This is a genomic window from Streptococcus parasanguinis, assembly GCF_001069785.1.
Classification (GTDB): domain Bacteria; phylum Bacillota; class Bacilli; order Lactobacillales; family Streptococcaceae; genus Streptococcus; species Streptococcus parasanguinis_T.
Genome location: NZ_JVSR01000006.1, coordinates 1 through 20824, shown reverse-complemented (window position 1 = coordinate 20824; position 20824 = coordinate 1). Strand labels below are relative to the sequence as shown.

The 20824-nt window shown below is 41.2% G+C and carries 14 protein-coding genes; 13 read left to right on the top strand and 1 reads right to left on the bottom strand.

Features of this window, described 5'->3' with window-relative positions; translation table 11 throughout:
* Position 1: 1 nt before the first annotated feature.
* The 12 genes from cps2T (at position 2) to ADG03_RS00630 (ending at position 17294) form a co-directional block, all read left to right on the top strand.
* A complete protein-coding gene (gene cps2T, locus ADG03_RS00685) occupies positions 2-1174 on the top strand; it encodes a beta 1-4 rhamnosyltransferase Cps2T (protein ID WP_049472724.1) in 1173 nt (390 codons plus the stop codon).
* Positions 1175-1176: 2 nt separating this feature from the next.
* Positions 1177-2325: a glycosyltransferase family 4 protein gene (locus tag ADG03_RS00680; protein ID WP_049472723.1), complete on the top strand. Its 1149-nt coding sequence runs from the start codon at positions 1177-1179 to the stop codon at positions 2323-2325.
* Between the two features lie 46 nt (positions 2326-2371).
* Positions 2372-3373, top strand: a complete 1002-nt coding sequence (locus tag ADG03_RS00675; protein WP_049472722.1) for a Stealth CR1 domain-containing protein — start codon at positions 2372-2374, stop codon at positions 3371-3373.
* Between the two features lie 21 nt (positions 3374-3394).
* Positions 3395-4033, top strand: a complete 639-nt coding sequence (locus tag ADG03_RS00670; protein ID WP_049472721.1) for a DUF1919 domain-containing protein — start codon at positions 3395-3397, stop codon at positions 4031-4033.
* A 19-nt stretch (positions 4034-4052) separates the two neighbouring features.
* Entirely contained in the window at positions 4053-5033 is a 981-nt protein-coding gene (locus ADG03_RS00665) for a glycosyltransferase (RefSeq protein WP_049472720.1), read from the top strand.
* A gap of 9 nt (positions 5034-5042) precedes the next feature.
* Positions 5043-6035 carry a glycosyltransferase family 2 protein gene (locus ADG03_RS00660; RefSeq protein WP_049472719.1) on the top strand — a complete coding sequence of 331 codons (993 nt, stop codon included), beginning with the start codon at positions 5043-5045 and terminating at the stop codon, positions 6033-6035.
* A gap of 1 nt (position 6036) precedes the next feature.
* Positions 6037-7185: a hypothetical protein gene (locus ADG03_RS00655; protein WP_049472718.1), complete on the top strand. Its 1149-nt coding sequence runs from the start codon at positions 6037-6039 to the stop codon at positions 7183-7185.
* Positions 7182-8594 (top strand): flippase, encoded by a 1413-nt coding sequence (locus tag ADG03_RS00650; RefSeq protein ID WP_031574410.1) that lies wholly within the window; start codon positions 7182-7184, stop codon positions 8592-8594. Before ADG03_RS00655 ends, ADG03_RS00650 begins: the two co-directional genes overlap by 4 nt.
* Before the next feature lie 11 nt (positions 8595-8605).
* Positions 8606-9703, top strand: a complete 1098-nt coding sequence (glf, locus tag ADG03_RS00645) for a UDP-galactopyranose mutase (protein WP_049472717.1) — start codon at positions 8606-8608, stop codon at positions 9701-9703.
* A gap of 15 nt (positions 9704-9718) precedes the next feature.
* A complete protein-coding gene (locus ADG03_RS00640; protein WP_049472716.1) occupies positions 9719-10771 on the top strand; it encodes a glycosyltransferase in 1053 nt (350 codons plus the stop codon).
* 145 nt (positions 10772-10916) lie between these two features.
* Positions 10917-14387 carry a GBS Bsp-like repeat-containing protein gene (locus ADG03_RS00635; protein ID WP_049472715.1) on the top strand — a complete coding sequence of 1157 codons (3471 nt, stop codon included), beginning with the start codon at positions 10917-10919 and terminating at the stop codon, positions 14385-14387.
* 144 nt (positions 14388-14531) lie between these two features.
* Entirely contained in the window at positions 14532-17294 is a 2763-nt protein-coding gene (locus tag ADG03_RS00630; RefSeq protein WP_049472714.1) for a GBS Bsp-like repeat-containing protein, read from the top strand.
* A gap of 279 nt (positions 17295-17573) precedes the next feature.
* Here ADG03_RS00630 and ADG03_RS00625 read toward each other — a convergent pair whose 3' ends face one another.
* Positions 17574-18437 (bottom strand): RluA family pseudouridine synthase, encoded by an 864-nt coding sequence (locus ADG03_RS00625; protein ID WP_049472713.1) that lies wholly within the window; start codon positions 18435-18437, stop codon positions 17574-17576.
* 103 nt (positions 18438-18540) lie between these two features.
* Between ADG03_RS00625 and pbp2a the strand changes: the two genes are divergently transcribed.
* Complete coding sequence (gene pbp2a / locus ADG03_RS00620; RefSeq protein ID WP_023919836.1) at positions 18541-20775, top strand: penicillin-binding protein PBP2A; 2235 nt, start codon at positions 18541-18543, stop codon at positions 20773-20775.
* Positions 20776-20824 lie beyond the last annotated feature (49 nt).

Sequence of the window (20824 nt, the reverse complement as noted above, 5' to 3'; positions counted from 1 at the left end):
AATGACACAATCAATTTATATCGTTGGTTCCAAAGGTATTCCAGCAAAATATGGTGGTTTTGAAACCTTTGTTGAGAAGTTGACAGAATTCCAACAAGACAAAAATATCCAGTATTATGTGGCTTGTATGCGGGAGAATTCAGAAAAATCAGAAATTACTGCAGATACTTTCGAGCATAACGGTGCTATTTGTTATAACATTGATGTCCCTAATATCGGTCCTGCGCGTGCCATTGCTTATGATATCGCAGCTCTCAATAAGGCGATTGAAATCGCAAAAGAAAACAAGGATCAGGCACCGATTTTCTATGTCTTGGCTTGCCGGATTGGTCCCTTTATTTCAGGGATTAAAAAGAAAGTCAAGGCTATCGGAGGAACTCTGATGGTCAATCCAGATGGTCATGAGTGGCTTCGTGCGAAGTGGAGCCTTCCAGTCCGTAAGTATTGGAAATTTTCTGAGCAACTTATGGTTAAACATGCGGATCTTTTAATCTGTGATAGCAAGAACATCGAAGCCTATATCCAGAAGGACTATGCTAAGTATCAACCTAAGACCACCTATATCGCCTATGGAACCGATACAAGTAAGTCTATCTTGAACAAAGAGGACGAGAAAGTACGGGCTTGGTTTGCGGATAAGCAAGTCTCCGAAGGGAATTACTACCTTGTCGTAGGTCGCTTTGTACCCGAAAACAACTATGAGGCCATGATTCGTGGCTTTATGCAGTCAAACTCCCAAAAAGATTTTGTTCTGATTACCAATGTAGAACAAAACAAGTTCTATGAACAGTTACGTAAGGATACAGGATTTGATCAAGATCCTCGAGTGAAGTTTGTCGGGACGGTCTACGATCAAGAATTGCTTAAATACATCCGTGAACATGCCTTTGCTTACTTCCATGGTCATGAAGTAGGTGGTACCAATCCATCCCTTCTTGAGGCTCTTGAGTCTACTAAGCTCAATCTCTTGTTGGATGTTGGTTTTAACCGTGAAGTCGGTGAAGATGGGGCACTTTATTGGAAGAAAGATCAATTGGCACATGTCATCGATCAAGCTGAACAATTAGACGCTCAAGCAATCGAAGATCTCAATCAGAAATCAAGTCAACGGATTGCTGAAGCCTTTACTTGGGAAAAGATTGTCACAGACTACGAGAAAGTATTTAAAGGTTAGAAATGCAGAAAATATTATATCTCCATGCTGGTGCCGAAATGTATGGTGCTGACAAGGTTTTGCTGGAGCTTATTAAGGGTTTGGATAAAGATGCTTTTGAAGCACATGTTATTTTACCCAACGACGGTGTATTAGTGGGTGCTTTAGAAGAGGTCGGTGCAAAGGTTAAAGTTATTGATTACCCAATTTTGCGCCGGAAATATTTTAATCCAAAAGGGATTCTTGAGTACTTTGGCTCCTATAACCGTTACTCCAAACAAATTGCTAAATATGCTAAAGAGAATGGGATTACTCTCGTTCACAACAATACAACTGCGGTGCTGGAGGGAATTTATCTCAAACGGAAGTTGAAACTTCCATTGATTTGGCATGTGCATGAGATTATCGTCAAGCCAAAAGCCATTTCAGATTTTATCAACTTTTTGATGGGGCGCTATGCGGATACGATTGTGACAGTTTCAAATGCTGTAGCCGACCACGTGAAGCAGTCTCGCTTTGTAAAAGATGACCAAGTTCAAGTCATCTATAATGGTGTTGACAATGCTGTTTATCAGGTGATGGATGCTAGTGCGGTCCGTGATCAGTTTGGAATTTCGCAGGATGCTTTGGTTATCGGTATGGTTGGTCGTGTGAATGCCTGGAAAGGGCAAGGCGACTTCCTAGAAGCCGTGACCCCAATCTTGCAGGCAAATCCAAAGGCAGTAGCCTTTCTAGCAGGGAGTGCTTTTGAAGGTGAAGAATGGCGCGTGGATGAGTTGGAAAAGGCTATATCAGACTCACCAGTAGATGAACAAATCAAGCGTATCGATTATTATAGCAAGACGACAGAACTCTATAATATGTTTGATATCTTTGTCTTGCCAAGTACCAATCCAGATCCTCTACCAACTGTAGTCCTCGAATCAATGGCTTGTGGCAAACCTGTAGTCGGCTACCGTCATGGTGGTGTCTGTGAGATGGTCAAGGAAGGTGAAAATGGCCTTCTCGCTACTCCAAATCAGCCTGCAGAATTGTCTAAGGCTATCCAAGAATTAGCAGAGAACACTGAGAAAAGAGAACAATTTGGTCAGGCCTCTGTCCAACGCCAAAAAGAACTCTTTTCATTACAAAGTTATATTCGGAATTTTTCGGAGTTGTATAAGAAATATTAATGCAGTGATTTATTATTTTATGAATAGAAAATAAAGAGGAAGTGATATGATTTTTCCGATAGATTTTGTTGTAACCTGGGTTGATGGGAGCGATCCTGATTGGAGAGCTAAAAAGAGTAAATATGACTCTACTTTTACAACATCAGAAAATAATATGAACTCCGATAAAGCGTACCGTGAATGGGGGACGTTTAAGTATTGGTTTAGAGGTGTTGAGAAGTTTGCACCTTGGGTAAATAAAGTTTATTTAGTAACTGATAATCAGACACCTGATTGGTTAGATGTAGATAATAGTAAACTAGAAGTTATTGATCATAAAGAAATCATTAATAATGACTATCTACCTGTGTTTTCATCTAATGCCATTGAATGTAATATTCATAAAATACCAAATTTGTCAGAACATTTTGTTTGTTTTAACGACGATATGTATTTAACGGCACCAGTTTCACCAAGTGATTTTTTCTCTGAGGAAGGGCTACCTAAGTATAATACTGCTTTATCTCCTATTATTCCTGAACGATTTGGAACAGGAAACTTTCAAATTAATAATATGGAGATAATAACAAGTTATTTCAGCAAAGAAGAAGTCTTGAAAAATGGGAAGTTCTTTTCTCCAAAACAGGGCTTAAAGCAAATCATAAAATCTTTACTCTATAAAAATAGTAAATTTATTTGTGGCTTCTGGGAAAGTCATCTTCCATATCCTCTTTTAAAATCAACATTTGATCTTTTATGGGAGAAAGAGAAGGAAATCCTAGAAAAAACATCAGCTAGTCGTTTTAGGAATCCAGCGGATACAAATATTTGGCTTTTTAAATATTGGCAAATTGCTAGTGGACAATATGCTATTGGTGATTCAAAAATTGGTGGACTATTTTCTTTGGATGATGCAAATTCAGATTTCTGGAAGCTTTTAGTTTCGAAGAAATATAAAATTATGTGTATTAATGATAGCTTTAATATTCAGGATGAAGATAAAGTAATGAAAGAATTCATTGCTACATTTGATGAGTTTCTACCTGAAAAGAGTACTTTTGAATTATAAAACACAGGTAATTAGGAGATTATGGAAAGAAAATCATTAAAAGATAGAATAAAACCTATCGTTTATCCAATTATAAATTTTATTCCTAGACGAAGACTTAAGAATAAAAATTTCACTATCATTTGTGATAATTGTTGGGCTGGGAAAGTTTATCAGGAGTTGGGCCTGCCTTATCAAACACCATTTGTGGGGATGTTTGTCTTTTCACCTGATTACATCAAAATGCTTAAGAATATCAAACACTATTTGAGTGGGAACATCCCCTTGAAATTTGTTAAGGAATCGAAATATATCAAAGACTTTGATAACGCCTATCCTCTTGCAATTCTTGATGATATTGAACTTCATTTTTTGCATTATGCAGATGAAGAAGAAGCAACTCAAAAATGGAACCGCCGTTTGAAGAGAATGCATTGGGATAATTTGTATTTCAAGTTCAATGACAATGATGCTTGTACTTATGAGCTGATGAAAGAGTTTGAAGAGCTTCCATATAAGAGTAAGGTGATTTTCTCTTCAAAGAATTATAGTGACCTACCTTCATTGGTCCACTTTAAATCAGCTGAAAAGCAAGGACATGTTGGAATCGATTTAAAAACTTATCACCGCTATTTTAATGCTGTAACTTGGTTAAACAAGGGTGGAGAAGACTTAACATAATTAATTGGGTAAATAATCTATGAAACCACTTTTAACTGTCGTCATTCCAGTTTATAATGTCGAAAAATATTTAAAACGTTGTATTGATAGTATACTTGTTCAAGAGTGGAAGCACTATGACATCTTACTTGTAGATGATGGAAGTTCCGATGATTCTCCTAAAATTTGTGATGACTATGCTAAAGCGTATGACTTTATCTCAGTTATTCATAAGGAGAATGGTGGGCTCTCTGAGGCTCGTAACACAGGTATTTCTAATGCTGAGGGAGATTATCTTTATTTCCCAGATTCAGATGATTGGATTGAACCGAATACCTTTAGTGATTTAGCTGAGGTTATTGAATCAGATCAGTATGATATTATTTCCTTCAATCGTGAATTTGTAAGGAGTGAAGATGATATTATAAAATCCGATTCCAAACAGTCTAAACGATTAACTGGAAAAGAAGCTCTTCTAGAAATGTTTTCTTACGGCTTTATAACTGGTTTTGCCAATGATAAGATCTATAAAAAATCATTATTCACGAGGGATAATATTCAGTTTCCAATTGGTAAGTATTATGAAGATCTTGGGACTAACTATAAGCTATTTCTTTTAGCTGAAAAGGTCTATGCGACAAATCAAAAATACTATCACTATCTAATTGATAATCCTGATGCAATTACCAAATCTTGGAATGAGCAAAAATTAGAAAATATGATTAGCTTCTTTAAAGAGATATATTATTCGGATGATGTTCGTTCGAAACTTGATTCTAGTGAATTAGCAATTGCTAAGATGTTTTTTGTCGATGGTATGACGCATAGTTTAGCTAGTCTATATAAATCAAATTTGTATAAGTCGTATCCTGAATTAACGAAAGACGTAAAGAACGAGTTAAAGAAAAATAAACTCACGTTTACGGAGTTGTCTAAATTGAATCATCGAACAAAATATATTTTGTATAAGTTGGGTTTATTGCAAGGTGCATTCAGAGTACAACATTTATTGAAAAAGTAGGAGTCTAGTTTGAAATACTCTGTTATTATTCCTGTTTATAACGTTGAGAAATACATTGACCGTTGTTTGAAGAGTATTATTTCTCAAAATTATGATGACTTGGAAATTATAGTGATAGACAATGGATCTACTGATAGTAGTGGCATTATTTGCGATACTTACGCTAGCGAGTACTCAAATATCTCGGTCTATCATATTGAAAACCATGGTGTTGGTTCGGCACGAAATTTTGGCTTGTCCAAAGCCAGGGGAGAGTTTATCTACTTCGTTGATAGTGATGATTATCTTGTTGGTAATCTCTTTGCTGATTTTGCTGATAAGCTAGTGTCAGATTTAGATTTGGTTGTTTTTAGTTATTACAATTCTTTTGAGGAAGATTTAATTGAGAAGAGCCGTACTGAAAAGTCACTTCCATTTAAAGGAAATTACGATAAGGATGGTTTTATCAAGATATTTAAAGAACTATTCTTATCGGATATGCTTTACACAGTTTGGAATAAGATATATCGCAGAGAATTTCTTCTTGAAAATAACCTTTCTTTTGACCAGTATGAGTTAGGTGAAGATGTTCGCTTCAATCTTAATGTTTATCGTAATGTAAACAGGACTTTTCTTTCTCAAGATTCCTACTATGTTTATGTCATTGGTAGGAAAGGTTCCGCTATGTCGAGCTATAACCCCAAGCGTATTCAATATCAGCTTCAAGAATTGAAAATGGTTGATAGTCTACTTTCTGACTGGCATTTGGATAGTTTTGATCTTGATCAAACAATTAAAGCACGAATCTTAATGAGTAATATTTATAATATATCCAAACAAAATACTCAATTCAGTTCAAAGGTGGAATATGTAAAAGATATTTGTGAAAATAAAGACATTAAATCATTTATTCATACAGAAGAAAATGATTTGAAACCGTTCATAAATTATTTACTAAAACAAAAAAGGTACTCTACTGTTCTGTTTCTTAAAATGGTTCAAGCATTGATTAAAAGGAGTTAAAATGTTTCGTATTGAAGCAGAAAAATTGTTAGTTGGTTTTGTATTATCATTTATTATAGCTGTAGATATGTTAGGTACAACTATGTTAGGTAGATTGATACCAACTATCCCAAGTTCTATGTCTGTACTAGTTTCTCTATGTTTGCTAATCCGTTTTAGATACATTAAGAAATTCTCTATCAACTACCTGATTTTTGCACCTGTACTTCTAATTGTTGGCTTTTTAGTAGCTTTACAAATGAAGAATTATAGTTTCCTTGCCTATATGGTTCTGATAGTTTGTTTGTATGATATGGATATGGATTTTATATTAAAGGTTTATTGTGCGGTAGTTATTCCTTTTTTATTAGGAACAGTATTTTTATCTTTAATTCATATCATTCCTAACTTACAATTTGTACAAATGAGAAATACAGGTATGGTTACAAGAAATTCCTTTGGTTTTATTTATCCAACGGATTTCGCGTCGCATTGTTTTTATTTATATGTTGCTCTGTCTTATTTAAACAGAAATCGTTTCTTGTTTACCCGTTCGGTATTAGGGTTAGGTCTTGCTGCTTTTATTATTAAATTTTGTGATGCTCGTTTAAATGCAATGTCAATCGTTATTTCGGTTGTGATATTTGCTTTTTTCTACTTTGCTAAAAATAAACATCGTATGATTTTTAGTATATTCCCAGCTTCAATTTTAGCGTCATCTGGAATTATGTATTACTTAACAAAGAATTTCACGTGGTCTAGTTCATTCTATGTTGCTATGAATAATTTGGTAAGTATGCGTTTGAAATTAGGCAATGATGCTTTAAAGACGTATGCTGTACGTTTATTTGGTAATCCAGAAGCAAATTTTATTGGTTATGGTGGTAAAACTGAATCAGTTTTAAGTTATAACTATGTTGATTCCTCATATATTCAAATGCTGTTTTATTATGGCAGTGTAGCAGTGGTTCTTCTTGTAATTCTATATTTTGTTAGATCTTGGGTTATCTATCGACAGGGAAATTATCTTATTCTAACTTTACTTTCTTTGATCACATGGAATTGTATGATTGAAGCATTTTGGATTAGACCGTCATATAACATTTTTTTCTATATTTTATTTGCGTCAGCTACAATAGGGGTTGAGCGTAAAAATAGGAGTAAAAAATGAAAGTTCTTAAAAATTACGCCTATAATCTCTCATACCAGTTGCTGGTGATTATCTTGCCGATTATCACCACCCCTTATGTGACACGGGTCTTTAGCTCGAATGACTTGGGGACCTATGGTTATTTCAACTCCATCGTCACCTATTTTATCCTTTTGGCGACCTTGGGAGTGGCTAACTACGGAACCAAGGAGATCTCAGGACACCGCAAAGACATTCAAAAGAATTTCTGGGGGATTTATACCCTCCAGTTAGGAGCGACCTTTGTGTCCATCCTACTCTATGTCTTGCTGTGCTTGGCGCTTCCTTCCATGCAAAACCCTGTGGCCTATATCTTAGGACTCAGTTTGGTTTCAAAGGGACTCGACATCTCCTGGCTCTTTCAGGGATTGGAAGATTTTCGTAAGATTACCGTTCGAAATATCACGGTCAAACTGGTTGGAGTCATCTCCATCTTCTTGTTTGTCAAATCTGCCAATGATCTATATCTCTATGTATTCTTACTCACCATCTTTGAGCTCTTAGGTCAGCTCAGTATGTGGCTACCTGCTCGGGAGTTCATTGGGAAAGCCCATTTTGATTTGGCTTATGCACGGGTGCACTTAAAACCGGTCATTCTGCTCTTTTTACCGCAGATTGCCATTTCCCTTTATGTCACCTTGGATCGGACCATGCTGGGGGCTCTCGCCTCTACAAAGGATGTAGGGATTTATGACCAGGCTTTGAAATTGGTTAATATTTTGCTGACCCTTGTGACGTCTTTAGGAAGTGTCATGCTTCCGCGCGTGGCGAGTCTCTTGGCTTCAGGAGACCACAAGGCTGTCAATAAAATGCACCAAATGTCCTTTTTGATCTATAATTTGGTCATCTTCCCAATCATTGCGGGTATGCTGATCGTCAACGATGACTTTGTTCGATTCTTCTTAGGGAAGGATTTCCAAGATGCTCGCTATGCCATCGCTATCATGATCTTCCGCATGTTCTTTATCGGATGGACCAATATCATGGGGATTCAAATTCTCATCCCACATGATAAGAACAAAGAATTTATGCTGTCGACCACGATTCCTGCTATCGTCAGTGTCGGGTTGAATGTGCTCTTCTTACCTCATTTTGGTTTTATCGGTGCAGCCATTGTATCTGTCTTAACAGAATCCTTGGTATGGCTGATTCAATTGTACTATACCCGTCATTACCTCAGGGAAGTTCCAATTATCGGGTCTATGACAAAAATTATGTTTGCATCTGCTGTGATGTATGGCCTTTTGCTACTTGTAAAACCATTCCTACATTTCACCCCTACCCTGAATGTACTCGTGTATGCGGTGCTTGGTGGGATCATTTATCTGATCGCTATCCTATCTCTGAGAGTGGTAGATGTGAAAGAATTAAAACAAATATTTAAGAAATAATGGAGTCTACTATGTACGATTATCTGATTGTTGGTGCTGGTTTGTCCGGAGCCATTTTCGCACATGAAGCTACAAAACGTGGTAAAAAAGTAAAAGTGATTGACAAGCGAGATCACATCGGTGGAAATATCTACTGCGAGGAGGTTGAAGGCATCAACGTCCATAAGTACGGTGCCCACATTTTCCATACGTCCAACAAAAAAGTTTGGGACTATGTCAACCAATTCGCTGAATTCAACAACTATATCAACTCACCAGTAGCTAACTACAAGGGTAGTCTGTACAATCTTCCCTTTAACATGAATACCTTCTACGCTATGTGGGGAACCAAGACTCCTCAAGAAGTCAAGGACAAGATTGCCGAGCAAACAGCTGACATGAAGGATGTTGAACCGAAGAACTTGGAAGAACAAGCTATCAAGTTGATTGGTCCAGATATCTACGAAAAGTTGATTAAGGGCTATACTGAAAAACAATGGGGACGCTCTGCGACAGACCTTCCACCCTTTATCATCAAACGTCTTCCAGTTCGTTTAACCTTTGATAACAACTACTTTAATGACCGTTACCAAGGGATTCCAATCGGTGGTTACAATGTCATCATTGAAAACATGCTGGGTGATGTAGAAGTAGAACTTGGAGTTGACTTCTTTGCCAATCGTGAAGAGCTAGAAAGCTCAGCTGATAAAGTTGTCTTTACAGGAATGATTGACCAGTACTTTGACTACAAACACGGTGAGTTGGAGTACCGTAGTCTTCGTTTTGAACACGAAATCTTAGATGAGGAAAACCATCAAGGGAATGCCGTGGTTAACTATACCGAGCGTGAGATTCCTTACACTCGGATCATCGAGCATAAGCACTTTGAGTATGGTACACAACCCAAGACAGTTATCACCCGTGAATACCCCGCTGACTGGAAACGTGGGGATGAACCCTACTACCCAATCAATGATGAAAAGAACAACGCCATGTTTGCTAAGTACCAAGAAGAAGCTGAGAAAAACGACAAGGTTATCTTCTGTGGACGTTTGGCAGACTATAAATACTACGACATGCACGTGGTCATTGAGCGTGCTCTAGAAGTCGTAGCAAATGAGTTTGATTGAAAGAAACCATAATCTATGAAATACTACTTAAAAGAAGAATTCCTGCATGATGTCAACGCAAAGAACGCAGGAAATAAAGCACGCAATGACGTAGAAAGTATTGTGAAAGAAGAAGGCTATCATCCCTTGGTCCTTTCTGTCGACAATTGGTATCAGATGAGTACCCTTGCGGCTCAACGCCATAAGGCGAAGGCTTTTGGTCAAGCCTTGGATCAACTAAAGCAAGGAGATGAGTTGCTGATCCAGTTTCCGATGCTTCACCATAGTTTTTTCTCAACCCATTTGGTTAAAAAAGCACAAAAAAGAGGGATTAAAGTCTATCTCTTGATTCATGACCTAGAAGTGCTTCGCCATGCCAATATGACTTCACTACCTTTAAAACACAGAATTCGGATGTACCTTCAAGAAGCAAGTTTTCTCAAGGCAGCTGATGGGATCATCGCCCACAATCCAGTTATGAAATCTGTCTTGGTGGATAAAGGAATTGCGGAAGATAAGATTATCAGCCTTGGCATTTTCGACTATTTGATTCCAAATTTCCAAGAGAAAAGTGGCCAAACAAAAGACCAGCCGATGATTGTGGCGGGTAATTTGGCCCAGGAAAAAGCTGGTTATCTCTATGCTCTTCCTGCAGAACCTGCCTATAATCTCTATGGTGTTGGTTTTGATGAGAGTAGAGCTTTAGAGAATGAAACTTACTTTGGCTCCTTCCTACCGGATGAGCTTCCTGCAGCCCTTGAGGGTGGTTTTGGACTTGTCTGGGATGGGGATAGTGCGGAAACCTGTAGTGGTGTCTTTGGCGAGTACCTTCGCTACAACAACTCTCACAAGGCGTCGCTTTATCTAGCATCAGGCTTCCCGCTGGTGGTGTGGAAACAGTCAGCCTTGTCTCATTTTGTGCTTGAGAAGGGCTGCGGGATTGCAGTAGAGTCGCTTCATGATTTGAAGGAGACAATCGACAATCTTTCAGATGCCGATTACCAAGATTTGGTAGACAATGCCAAGCGTGTTGGCCAAGAAATCCGAGATGGTCACTATTTAAAGACAGCCTTGAAGCATTTATCATAAGATCAAAAGAAGTCAGACAGACTTCTTTTTTTAGTTTTTCAAAAAAATATCACTAATTTTAAAAATTTGCCTTATAAAACTTTTCATCGCTGAAACCGTGTGGTAAAATGATTAACGTATAAAATTTGTATAAAGGGAAGTTTATATGAAAAAGAAAGATCTTATTTTTTATGCCGGAGCGGCAGTCTTGATGGCTGTATCTGCTCAGGGAGTCAGTGCAGATGAGCTGGTTTCAAACGAGGCCACTACTACTGAAGGCAACCAAGTCCAAGCTGAAAAAGTGCCAGAAGTAGCCGTTGCTGAAAAGTCGGTAGCACCTGTTGCAAGCAACTATGCAGCACCAGCAAATGTGACCGAACAGCCTGTAGCACCTGTGAACAAGGCCGCGGCTTCAGAAAGTGGGGCTCCATCTGTGGAGAAAGCTACAGAAGCATCGACTACTGAGAAAGAAGAAACTCCTCTTCCGTCTAATACAGGAAGCACGACCTTCTTTAACACAGGCGCTCACGCTCCTGCTGGTCGCTCAACAGATGTAGCGGTTCAGCCAAAATCATTCGTTGATGTGAGTAGCCACAACGGAGACATTAGTATTGGCGACTACCGTACCCTAGCTAATAAAGGCGTAGGCGGTGTCGTTGTCAAATTGACAGAAGACACTTGGTACAAGAACCCGAATGCGGAGAACCAAATTCGTAATGCACAGGCTGCGGGTCTGCAAGTATCGACCTACCACTTCTCACGCTATACTTCTGAGGAAGCAGCGCGTGCAGAAGCACGATTCTACATTGCAGAGGCGCAACGCTTGAATCTTCCAAAGAACACCCTCATGGTCAATGACTTTGAGGATGCCAAGATGCAGCCAAACATTAACCGCAACATCCAAGCCTGGGCGGACGAAATGCGTAAAAATGGTTACAGCAACTTGATGTTCTACACCAGTGCTAGCTGGTTGGATGAAAACAACCTTCGTAAGAAAGGTCCTGTCAACACCGCTCAATTTGGGCTTCAGAATTTCTGGGTTGCCCAATACCCTTCCCCAAAACTATCTGTAAACGATGCGAAAAGCTTGCGTTACAATGGGAAAGCTGGCGCGTGGCAGTTCACTTCTCAAGCGGAATTGCTTCCAGGAAAACACCTCTTTGACCACAGTGTGGACTATACCGGTCGCTTCACCGCGAACGCAAAACCTGCAACGGATCCAACAGAAGGCAGCTTAAGTGGGAAGATTGACATTGTCAATAACGATACTATGACGGGACGCTTTGACGTTGTCATCTCAAATGTCAAGGCGCCAAATGGAGTTCGAAGTGTTTCTGTACCAATCTGGTCAGAAACAGGTGGCCAAGATGACCTTGTTTGGTATACAGCCAACCGTCAAGCAAATGGGACCTATACCGTCAATGTGAAAGCAGCGGACCATAAAAACTCAACCGGTCTATACAATGTTCACCTTTACTATGTTCAGAATAATGGACAAATGACGGGTGTGGGTGGAACAACGACGAATGTTTATTTTGGAAAACGACCAGTTGATTTAAAACCAAGTGGTACGTTAACGATTGAAAACAATAATGCTAAGTCAGGAACTTTCGACGCTGTGATCACTAATATCACAGCACCACTAGGTGTGAAGGAAGTTTTAGTCCCATCATGGAGTCTAGAAAATGGACAAGATGATCTTATTTGGCATAAGGCGACTAAGCAAACGGATGGTAGCTATCGTGTAACGATTAAGGCAAGTGAGCATAAGGGAAATAAAGGAAACTATCGTGCCGATGCTTACATCGTCGACAACTCTAACAATCGTCATTATATTGCTGAAAAAGTAGTTTCGGTTGATTATACTCGACCAAGTGGAGTCCTTACGATTGAAAACAACAATACTGCAGCAGGGACCTTTGATGCTGTTGTTAGCAACATTGTTGCCCCAAATGGACTAAAAGAAGTTTTAGTTCCATCATGGAGTCTAGAAAATGGACAAGATGACCTCATTTGGCACAAGGCAACGCGTCAAGCGGATGGTTCTTATCGTGTGACTATTAAAGCGAGTGATCATAAGAATTCAACTGGGAATTATCGGGCTGACGCCTACATGGTAGATGATTCAAATAATCGTTTTTATCTGACCGAAAAAGTAGTTGAAGTTCGTCAATCACGCCCAACTGCTTCATTAACGATCGAAAACAATAATGTTTCAACTGGTAGTTTTGATGCGGTTATTCGTAACGTGGTGGCCCCCAATGGTGTAAAGGAAATCTTAGTTCCATCATGGAGCCTTGAAAACGGACAGGATGATCTTGTATGGCACAAGGCGAATCGTCAATCTGATGGAAGTTATCGAGTGACCATTAAAGCGAGTGATCATAAAAACTCACTAGGGAATTATCGTGCAGACCTTTATGTCGTTGATAATGATAACAACCGTCATTATGTTACTGAAACGATTGTAAATGTTAAACATGATAAACCAACTGGAATCATTTCGGTTGTCAATAACAACAAAGACACAGGTACCTTTGATGTCATCATCAAGGATGTATACAGCCCTAAAGGGGTACGAGCTGTTCAAGTCCCAACTTGGTCTGATAAGGAAGGACAGGATGATCTCCGCTGGTATGAAGCGGCTCGCCAAGCGAACGGGGACTACAAGGTATCCGTCAAAGCGAGCGATCACAAGAACTCTACTGGTAAGTACCATGTTCACCTTTACTACATTCAAAATGATGGTTCTCGGATTGGTATTGGTACCACGACTACAGACGTGGAGTTCCGAAATGCGACGACCAAGACGCAAGCTGCTATCAAGAATGTCAATGCAACGAACGGGACTTATACAGTAGCTGTGGATCAAGCTCCTCAAGGTCGTCAGATTAAGAACATCCGTGTTGCTGCCTGGTCCAAAGCTCATCAAGAAAATCTTTACTGGTATTCCGCAACGCCGACAGGTATGCACACAGAGATCACAGTCTCTGCCAATAATCACGGTAATGAAGTGGGTAACTATACTACACACGTCTATGTGGACTACAAAGATGGTGGTGTTGAAGGCTTTAACCTTGGTCAAACAGCCTTGTCTCCACGAAATCAAAAGGTGAACCCACAAACAACCTATTATTCTCAACGGGATCCTCGTTGGGCTGGGAAATATTACGGTGTGAGCAATGTCGATCAGTCAGGTTGTGTGCCAACCTCTCTTGCCATGACCTTCACAGATATCCTTGGCAGAACTATTTTGCCAACAACAGTAGCTGATTATCTCTACAACAATACTGATTCATTCAACAAAGGTGAAGCAGGAACAGATTCTGATGGGATTGTAGCTGCCACTCGTAATTGGGGCTTGAAGAGCCAATTGATTAATGGAGCTGGAGGCATTGCAGAAGCCCTCATGGCTGGCAAGCATGTACTTGCTGCGGTAGGCAATAGCCAATTTACTAGCGATCCTTATACTCATGAATTGGTCTTGCATGGTTATGACAATGGAAGAACCTATGTACGCGATCCATATAATAGTGGCAACAACGGCTGGTACTCTATCAATTATCTTCATTCCATTAAGAGTAAAGACCCGATGGATAACAAGCTCGGAGCACCTTTCTTCTCAATTTTTGCATAAGCTAAACAGAAGGCCGACTTGGCCTTCTGTTTTCTTTAAAGGAGGGATAAAATCTTCTCATGATATTGTTTCTTGATCCGGCAGTTTATGCTATAATACTACTATGTGGGTACAATCCGTATAAAAATTTGTAAGGGAAGATACATGAAAAAGAAAGATCTTATTTTTTACGCAGGGACAGCTGTTTTGTTGGCCTTTTCAACACAACAAGCCAAAGCCGATGAGCAAGGTGCGTCCGATCAAACACCAGAAAATACATCAGCTGTCGTTGCAAAAACAACGACTTCATCAGAAACGCAGAATACTACAGCTAATGTGGTAGGAACTGATCAAGCAGTTCAGATAGAAAATACCGTTGCAACAGTGGCAACACCTGTTACACCGACTCCATCTTCTGACGAGGTTACTAGCGAGAAGGTTCCATCAGAGCAACCAACAACTGCTGTGGTAGCTAGTCGCGCTCCATACGGCGCACGCGCACGAGTGGTAGAAACAGAAAATAATAGTTTACCGACAGAACATGTACAGAAACCAAGTGGTACTCTCTCAATTGAAAATAGTGATCAAACTACAGGTACCTTTGATGCAGTTGTTAGTAATATCACATCTCCAGGGGGTGTGAAAGAGGTTTTGGTGCCATCATGGAGTCTAGAAAATGGCCAAGACGATCTTATCTGGCATAAGGCGACGAAGCAAACGGATGGTAGCTATCGAGTAACTATAAAAGCGAGTGAGCATAAGTGGAATAAAGGAAACTACCGTGCAGATGCTTATATTGTTGACAACTCTGGTAACCCCCACTATATCGCCGAACGAGTGGTTTCGGTTGATTATGTTCGACCAAGTGGAGTTCTGACGATTGAAAACAACAACCCAGTAGCAGGTACCTTTGATGCGGTTGTTAGCAATATTGTTGCACCAACTGGTCTAAAAGAAGTTTTAGTTCCATCATGGAGTCTTGAAAATGGCCAGGATGACCTTGTATGGCATAAGGCAACACGTCAAGCAGATGGTTCTTATCGTGTGACTATAAAAGCGAATGATCATAAGAATTCTACTGGGAATTACCGTGCTGACGCCTACATTGTAGATGATTCAAATAATCGTTTTTATCTGACTGAAAAAGTAGTTGAGGTTCACCAGGTCAAACCAAGTGGTACTGTTACAATTGAGAACAAAAATTCAGAGACAGGTACCTTTGATGCAGTTATTCGCAATGTAGTTGCCCCATATGGTTTGAAAGAGGTTCTAGTTCCTACCTGGTCTAACAAAAACGGTCAGGACGATTTAGTTTGGCATAAAGCAGAACGTCAAGATGATGGCAGCTATCGTGCGACCATCAAAGCATCTGATCATAAAAATGACACAGGTGAATTTAATGTTCATATTTACTATGTAGATCAAAATAATCAACGTAACTACATTACAGAGACTAAGACAGAAGTACATGAAGTCAAACCAAGTGGTACTGTTACAATTGAGAACAACAATACCGTAACAGGTACCTTTGACGCGGTTATTCGTAATGTTGTTGCACCAAATGGTTTGAAAGAAGTTCTGATCCCAACCTGGTCGGATTCGAACGGGCCTGATGATCTAGTATGGCACAAAGCAGTCCGTCAAAGTGATGGCAGCTATCGTGCGACCATCAAAGCTTCAGACCATAAAAATGAAGATGGGAAATACAATGTCCATGTTTATTATGTAGATCAAAATAACCAACGAAGCTACATAACAGAAACCACGACAGAAGTGCGTCAAGCCCGCCGCTCTGGTACAATCTTGATCCAAAACAACAACAAGGATACAGGAACCTTTGACGTCATCATCAAAGATGTCTACAGCCCTAAAGGTGTGCAGACTGTGCAAGTACCAACCTGGTCTGACAAGGACGGCCAAGACGACATCCGCTGGTATGAGGCGACTCGTCAAGCGAACGGAGATTACAAGGTATCTGTCAAAGCAAGCGACCACAAGAACTCTACTGGTAAGTACCATGTTCATCTTTACTACATCCAAAATGATGGATCTCGTGTAGGTGTTGGTACCACAACTACAGAAGTGGAGTTCCGAAATGCCAAGACCAAGACGCAAGCTTCTATCAAGAATGTCAATTCTGGTGCTGGAACCTATACGGTAACAGTGGATCAAGCGCCTCAGGGACGTCGGATTAAGAACATCCGTGTTGCAGCCTGGTCTCAAGCGCACCAAGAAAATCTTTACTGGTATTCAACAGCACCTTCTGGAATGCATACAGAAGTGCAGGTCTCTGCAGCAAATCACCAGTACCAATCAGGTAACTATACCACTCACGTCTATGTGGATTATGTCGATGGTGGCGTTGAAGGCTTTAACCTTGGTCAAACAGCCCTTCATCCCCGTGCGACAGTAGATCAAACAGCTTTTAGTCCTCGTGTAACGAATGGACAACGGGACCGTGTCTTACGGGCAGCAGCTAGTCTAGTGGGCGTTCGTGGCGGAACTGCAGCTCACCATCAATTGGTCAATGATTATAACAGTGTCAAACCACTTCCGGTTGGTTATGCAGTGAAGACGACCGATGACTGGTGTGATATCTTTGTCACAACAGTCTTCCAGCGGGAAGGTTTGAGCGGTTTGATTGGCCGTGAATGTGGAGTCGAACGTCACATCCAGATCTTCAAACGCTTGGGCATCTGGAATGAAGATGGTACCACTACACCAAAAGCAGGGGACATCATCACCTTTAACTGGGATCAAAATAGCCAACAAAACAATGGCTTTGCGGATCACATCGGAATTGTTGAGAGCGTCTCAAATGGGATCATTCATACCATTGAAGGAAACTCCAACAACCAAGTCCGTCGCAATACCTACCGAATCGGACATGGCAATATCCGTGGATTTGCAACCCCTCGCTATCAATAAAAAAAAAGAAGCCACAGGCTTCTTTTTTGAATGCAGATAAGTTTTTAAAATAAAATGAGAGATTCTGTCAATTGTTTTAAATGATTTTTATCTTTTGAATTATTCGATAATGACTGGAGACTTTACGCAGTGAGAAAAGTGCTTGAAATATTAGAATTTCAAGCACTCGGGAGTTTTGAGACGTTGGGCTCAAAACTAAGTCATGGAACTTCTTTGAAGTTCGCTGACGTCCGTACTCACTTAAGGAAAGTCTCTAAGAAGACTATTTCGGTTCTTTTCTCATTTTTTCAACCCTTCTTCGAAACTCTTGGAAGGGGCCTCGACTTGGATGGTTTCAAGGGTTAATGGATTGGTAAAGGTCAAGCGGTGAGCATGGAGCATGAGTCGCTCTCCGCGTGCAGGGTTATAGAGAGGGTCTCCGACAATCGGGTGCCCATGATGGGAGAGATGCACCCGGATCTGATGGGTGCGCCCCGTCTTGAGCTGGCATTTGACCAGGCTGTTTCGCCCGATTTTTTTCAGTTGCGTCACCTGAGTTTCTGCATACTGACCTTTTCGTGGATCGACCAGGCGCTTGCGCCGATCGTGGCGATCGCGTCCGATTTTATCCTTGTAGACGATGGTTTTTTGTGCTAAGCTACCTTGGATCAAGGCCCAGTACTCGCGTTGGATGTTTTTATCTTCTAAAATGCGGTTGAGAATGGGCAGGATAAAAGGGTTTTTAGCAAATAAAATCGCTCCGCTGGTTTCCTTATCTAGGCGGTGCACGACGTAGCAGGTGGATCCAACATAGCTGGAAACATGGTTGAGAAGAGCAATTTCTGTCGGCTCATTGGCATGGGTTTTCATACCTTCAAGCTTATTGACGATGATGACATGCTCATCCTGATAGAGCTCTTCGACCAGACTCGGGTCTCCGGCTGGGAGCTCTTTTTCAGGGTAATCGTCCGCGTCAAAGATCAGCTGGATCTGGTCTCCTTTTTGAACGGGGCTCTGCCAGTTGATGGTCTCGCCATTGACCAAGACGTGTTTCTTGGTTCGTAAAAAATGCCGGATCTTACGGGGAATGAGGAAGTAGTCCTCAAGCAACTCTTTCACAGTCATCTGGGGAAAGGATTGTGGAATGGTAAATTGATAGTTCATGACCCTATTGTAGCAAAATCTAAGCTTAAAGAAAACTAAATGGGAGAAGGGGATGAGCTATCTTTTCTTGCTAGGACAAGGATAAGGTGTTACAATAACAGGTATGAATAGAATAAAAGAATTATTTGAAAACCTGATCACTTTTTTTAGAAAGGATCATCCGCCCAAAGCGGTGGCAGAAGAAGTGCCAGACACGGAACTACCGGAAGAGACAGTAGAGCCGACCTATAGTCGCTCAGGCAAGCACAGAAGCAAGCCTCTCTCTCAACATCCCTTCCGTCGTTTTTGGCGCAGATTCCATTTGACCAAGATTCTCCTGATCATTGGGCTAGGCTTTAGCCTCTTGACAGGGGGCTATCTCTTCTACCTCGCAAAGACGACCAACGTCAAGGATTTGCAGAATGCACTGAAGGCGACCACTATTATCTATGATAAGAATGGGGACCAGGCGGGAAGTTTGACCGGGCAAAAAGGAACCTATGTCGAACTCGATGCCATTAGTGAGAATCTGCAAAATGCCGTGGTCGCAACAGAGGACCGGAGCTTTTACAAGAATAGCGGGATCAACTATGGTCGCTTCTTCTTAGCGATTTTGACCCTGGGTCGCTCAGGTGGTGGGTCGACCATCACCCAGCAGCTAGCCAAGAATGCTTACCTGTCTCAGGACCAGACGGTGGAGCGTAAGGCTAAAGAATTCTTCCTGGCGCTTGAAATCAATAAGAAATACAGTAAAAAAGAAATCCTCACCATGTACCTCAACAATGCCTATTTTGGAAATGGGGTTTGGGGAATTGAGGATGCTTCCAAGAAGTATTTTGGGGTTTCAGCCAGTCAATTAAGCCTGGATCAGTCTGCGGTTCTCGCAGGTATGCTCAAGGGACCGGAAATCTATAACCCGCTCTATTCAGTAGAGAATGCGACCAATCGCCGCAATACGGTCCTCCAAAATATGGTGGCGGCTGGTTATATTGACCAGAAAACAGCTGATCAGTCCGCGGCTGTGGATATCCATGGCCAGCTGGTCGATGCCTATGAAGGCAAGTCAGAGGACTACCGCTACCCATCCTATTTTGATGCGGTCATCAATGAAGCGGTCAATGAATACGGCCTGACCGAAGAAGACATTGTCAAAAATGGTTACCGGATCTACACAGAGCTGGATCAAAATTACCAAGCAAGCATGCAGGTGATCTATGACAATACGGCCCTCTTCCCAGTAGCGGAAGACGGCACGCGCGCGGAATCTGGTAGTGTGGCGCTTGATCCTAAGACCGGAGGGGTTCGGGCTCTCGTAGGGCGTGTCGGAAGCGATCAAAATCCAGGTTTCCGTACCTACAACTACGCTACCCAGGCTGCTCGTAGTCCAGGATCAACCATCAAACCTTTAGTCGTCTATAGCCCAGCTGTTGCTGAAGGTTGGTCGACCAATAAGGAGTTGGACAATAGTACCACCCAATATGGAAGCTATGAGGTCAATAACTATGCGGGAATCCAGTCTAGCCCAACGGTACCGATGTACCAGGCCTTGGCAGAGTCCCTTAACCTTCCAGCCGTAGCGACCGCTAATGATTTGGGTCTCGATACGGTCTTTGAATACGGGAAAAAATTCGGGCTCAACATGGACAAGGTGGACAAGTCGCTTGCCGTTGCCTTGGGAGCTGGTGTGACAACCAATCCGATGCAGATGGCCCAGGCCTATGGCACCTTTGCTAACGGCGGGGTCATGAATGATGCCCATCTTATTACCAAGATCGAAAATGCCAGTGGCCAAGTGGTCAAGAGCCACAGCCAGAAATCAACCCGAGTGCTGAGTGGTTCAACGACAGATAAGATGACCAATATGATGCTTGGTACCTTCAGTAATGGTACAGGGGTTAACGCTGCGCCTTATGGCTATACCATGGCAGGGAAAACCGGTACGACAGAGACCAGCTTTAACAAGGACCTCTCTGGAGACCAATGGGTGATCGGCTACACGCCAGATGTGGTCATCAGTCAGTGGCTTGGTTTCCCAACGACCGATGAAAATCACTACCTGACGGACAGTAGTGCTGGAACGGCATCTGAGATCTTCCGCAATGTTGCCAACAGTGTTCTGCCTTATACAGACGGTACCCAGTTTGACTCGGTGAAGAACTCTTATGCTGAAAATGGCATTGCACCAGTCGGAGAAGAAACGACAGAAACAGACAGCAAAGAAGACAAAGGTTTCTTTGAGGATGTCAAAGAAAAGGCGTCGAATATGGTCGATGATGCGAAAAAAGCAATCGACGAAGCCGATATCCCAGGAAAAGCGAAAAACGCTTGGGATACCTTCAAAGGCTGGCTTGGTTTCTAATCAAAAAGAGAGTGGGACAGAAATCGGTAATTCGTTAGAATTCGATTTC

Bases quoted from the DNA above. Each gene is read 5' to 3' on its own strand.
- ADG03_RS00640 (WP_049472716.1), top strand. From the start codon at position 9,719: ATGAAATACTACTTAAAAGAAGAATTCCTGCATGATGTCAACGCAAAG.
- ADG03_RS00680 (WP_049472723.1), top strand. From the start codon at position 1,177: ATGCAGAAAATATTATATCTCCATGCTGGTGCCGAAATGTATGGTGCT.
- ADG03_RS00675 (WP_049472722.1), top strand. From the start codon at position 2,372: ATGATTTTTCCGATAGATTTTGTTGTAACCTGGGTTGATGGGAGCGAT.
- ADG03_RS00670 (WP_049472721.1), top strand. From the start codon at position 3,395: ATGGAAAGAAAATCATTAAAAGATAGAATAAAACCTATCGTTTATCCA.
- glf (WP_049472717.1), top strand. From the start codon at position 8,606: ATGTACGATTATCTGATTGTTGGTGCTGGTTTGTCCGGAGCCATTTTC.
- ADG03_RS00625 (WP_049472713.1), bottom strand. From the start codon at position 18,437: ATGAACTATCAATTTACCATTCCACAATCCTTTCCCCAGATGACTGTG.
- ADG03_RS00650 (WP_031574410.1), top strand. From the start codon at position 7,182: ATGAAAGTTCTTAAAAATTACGCCTATAATCTCTCATACCAGTTGCTG.
- ADG03_RS00635 (WP_049472715.1), top strand. From the start codon at position 10,917: ATGAAAAAGAAAGATCTTATTTTTTATGCCGGAGCGGCAGTCTTGATG.
- pbp2a (WP_023919836.1), top strand. From the start codon at position 18,541: ATGAATAGAATAAAAGAATTATTTGAAAACCTGATCACTTTTTTTAGA.
- ADG03_RS00665 (WP_049472720.1), top strand. From the start codon at position 4,053: ATGAAACCACTTTTAACTGTCGTCATTCCAGTTTATAATGTCGAAAAA.
- cps2T (WP_049472724.1), top strand. From the start codon at position 2: ATGACACAATCAATTTATATCGTTGGTTCCAAAGGTATTCCAGCAAAA.
- ADG03_RS00655 (WP_049472718.1), top strand. From the start codon at position 6,037: ATGTTTCGTATTGAAGCAGAAAAATTGTTAGTTGGTTTTGTATTATCA.
- ADG03_RS00630 (WP_049472714.1), top strand. From the start codon at position 14,532: ATGAAAAAGAAAGATCTTATTTTTTACGCAGGGACAGCTGTTTTGTTG.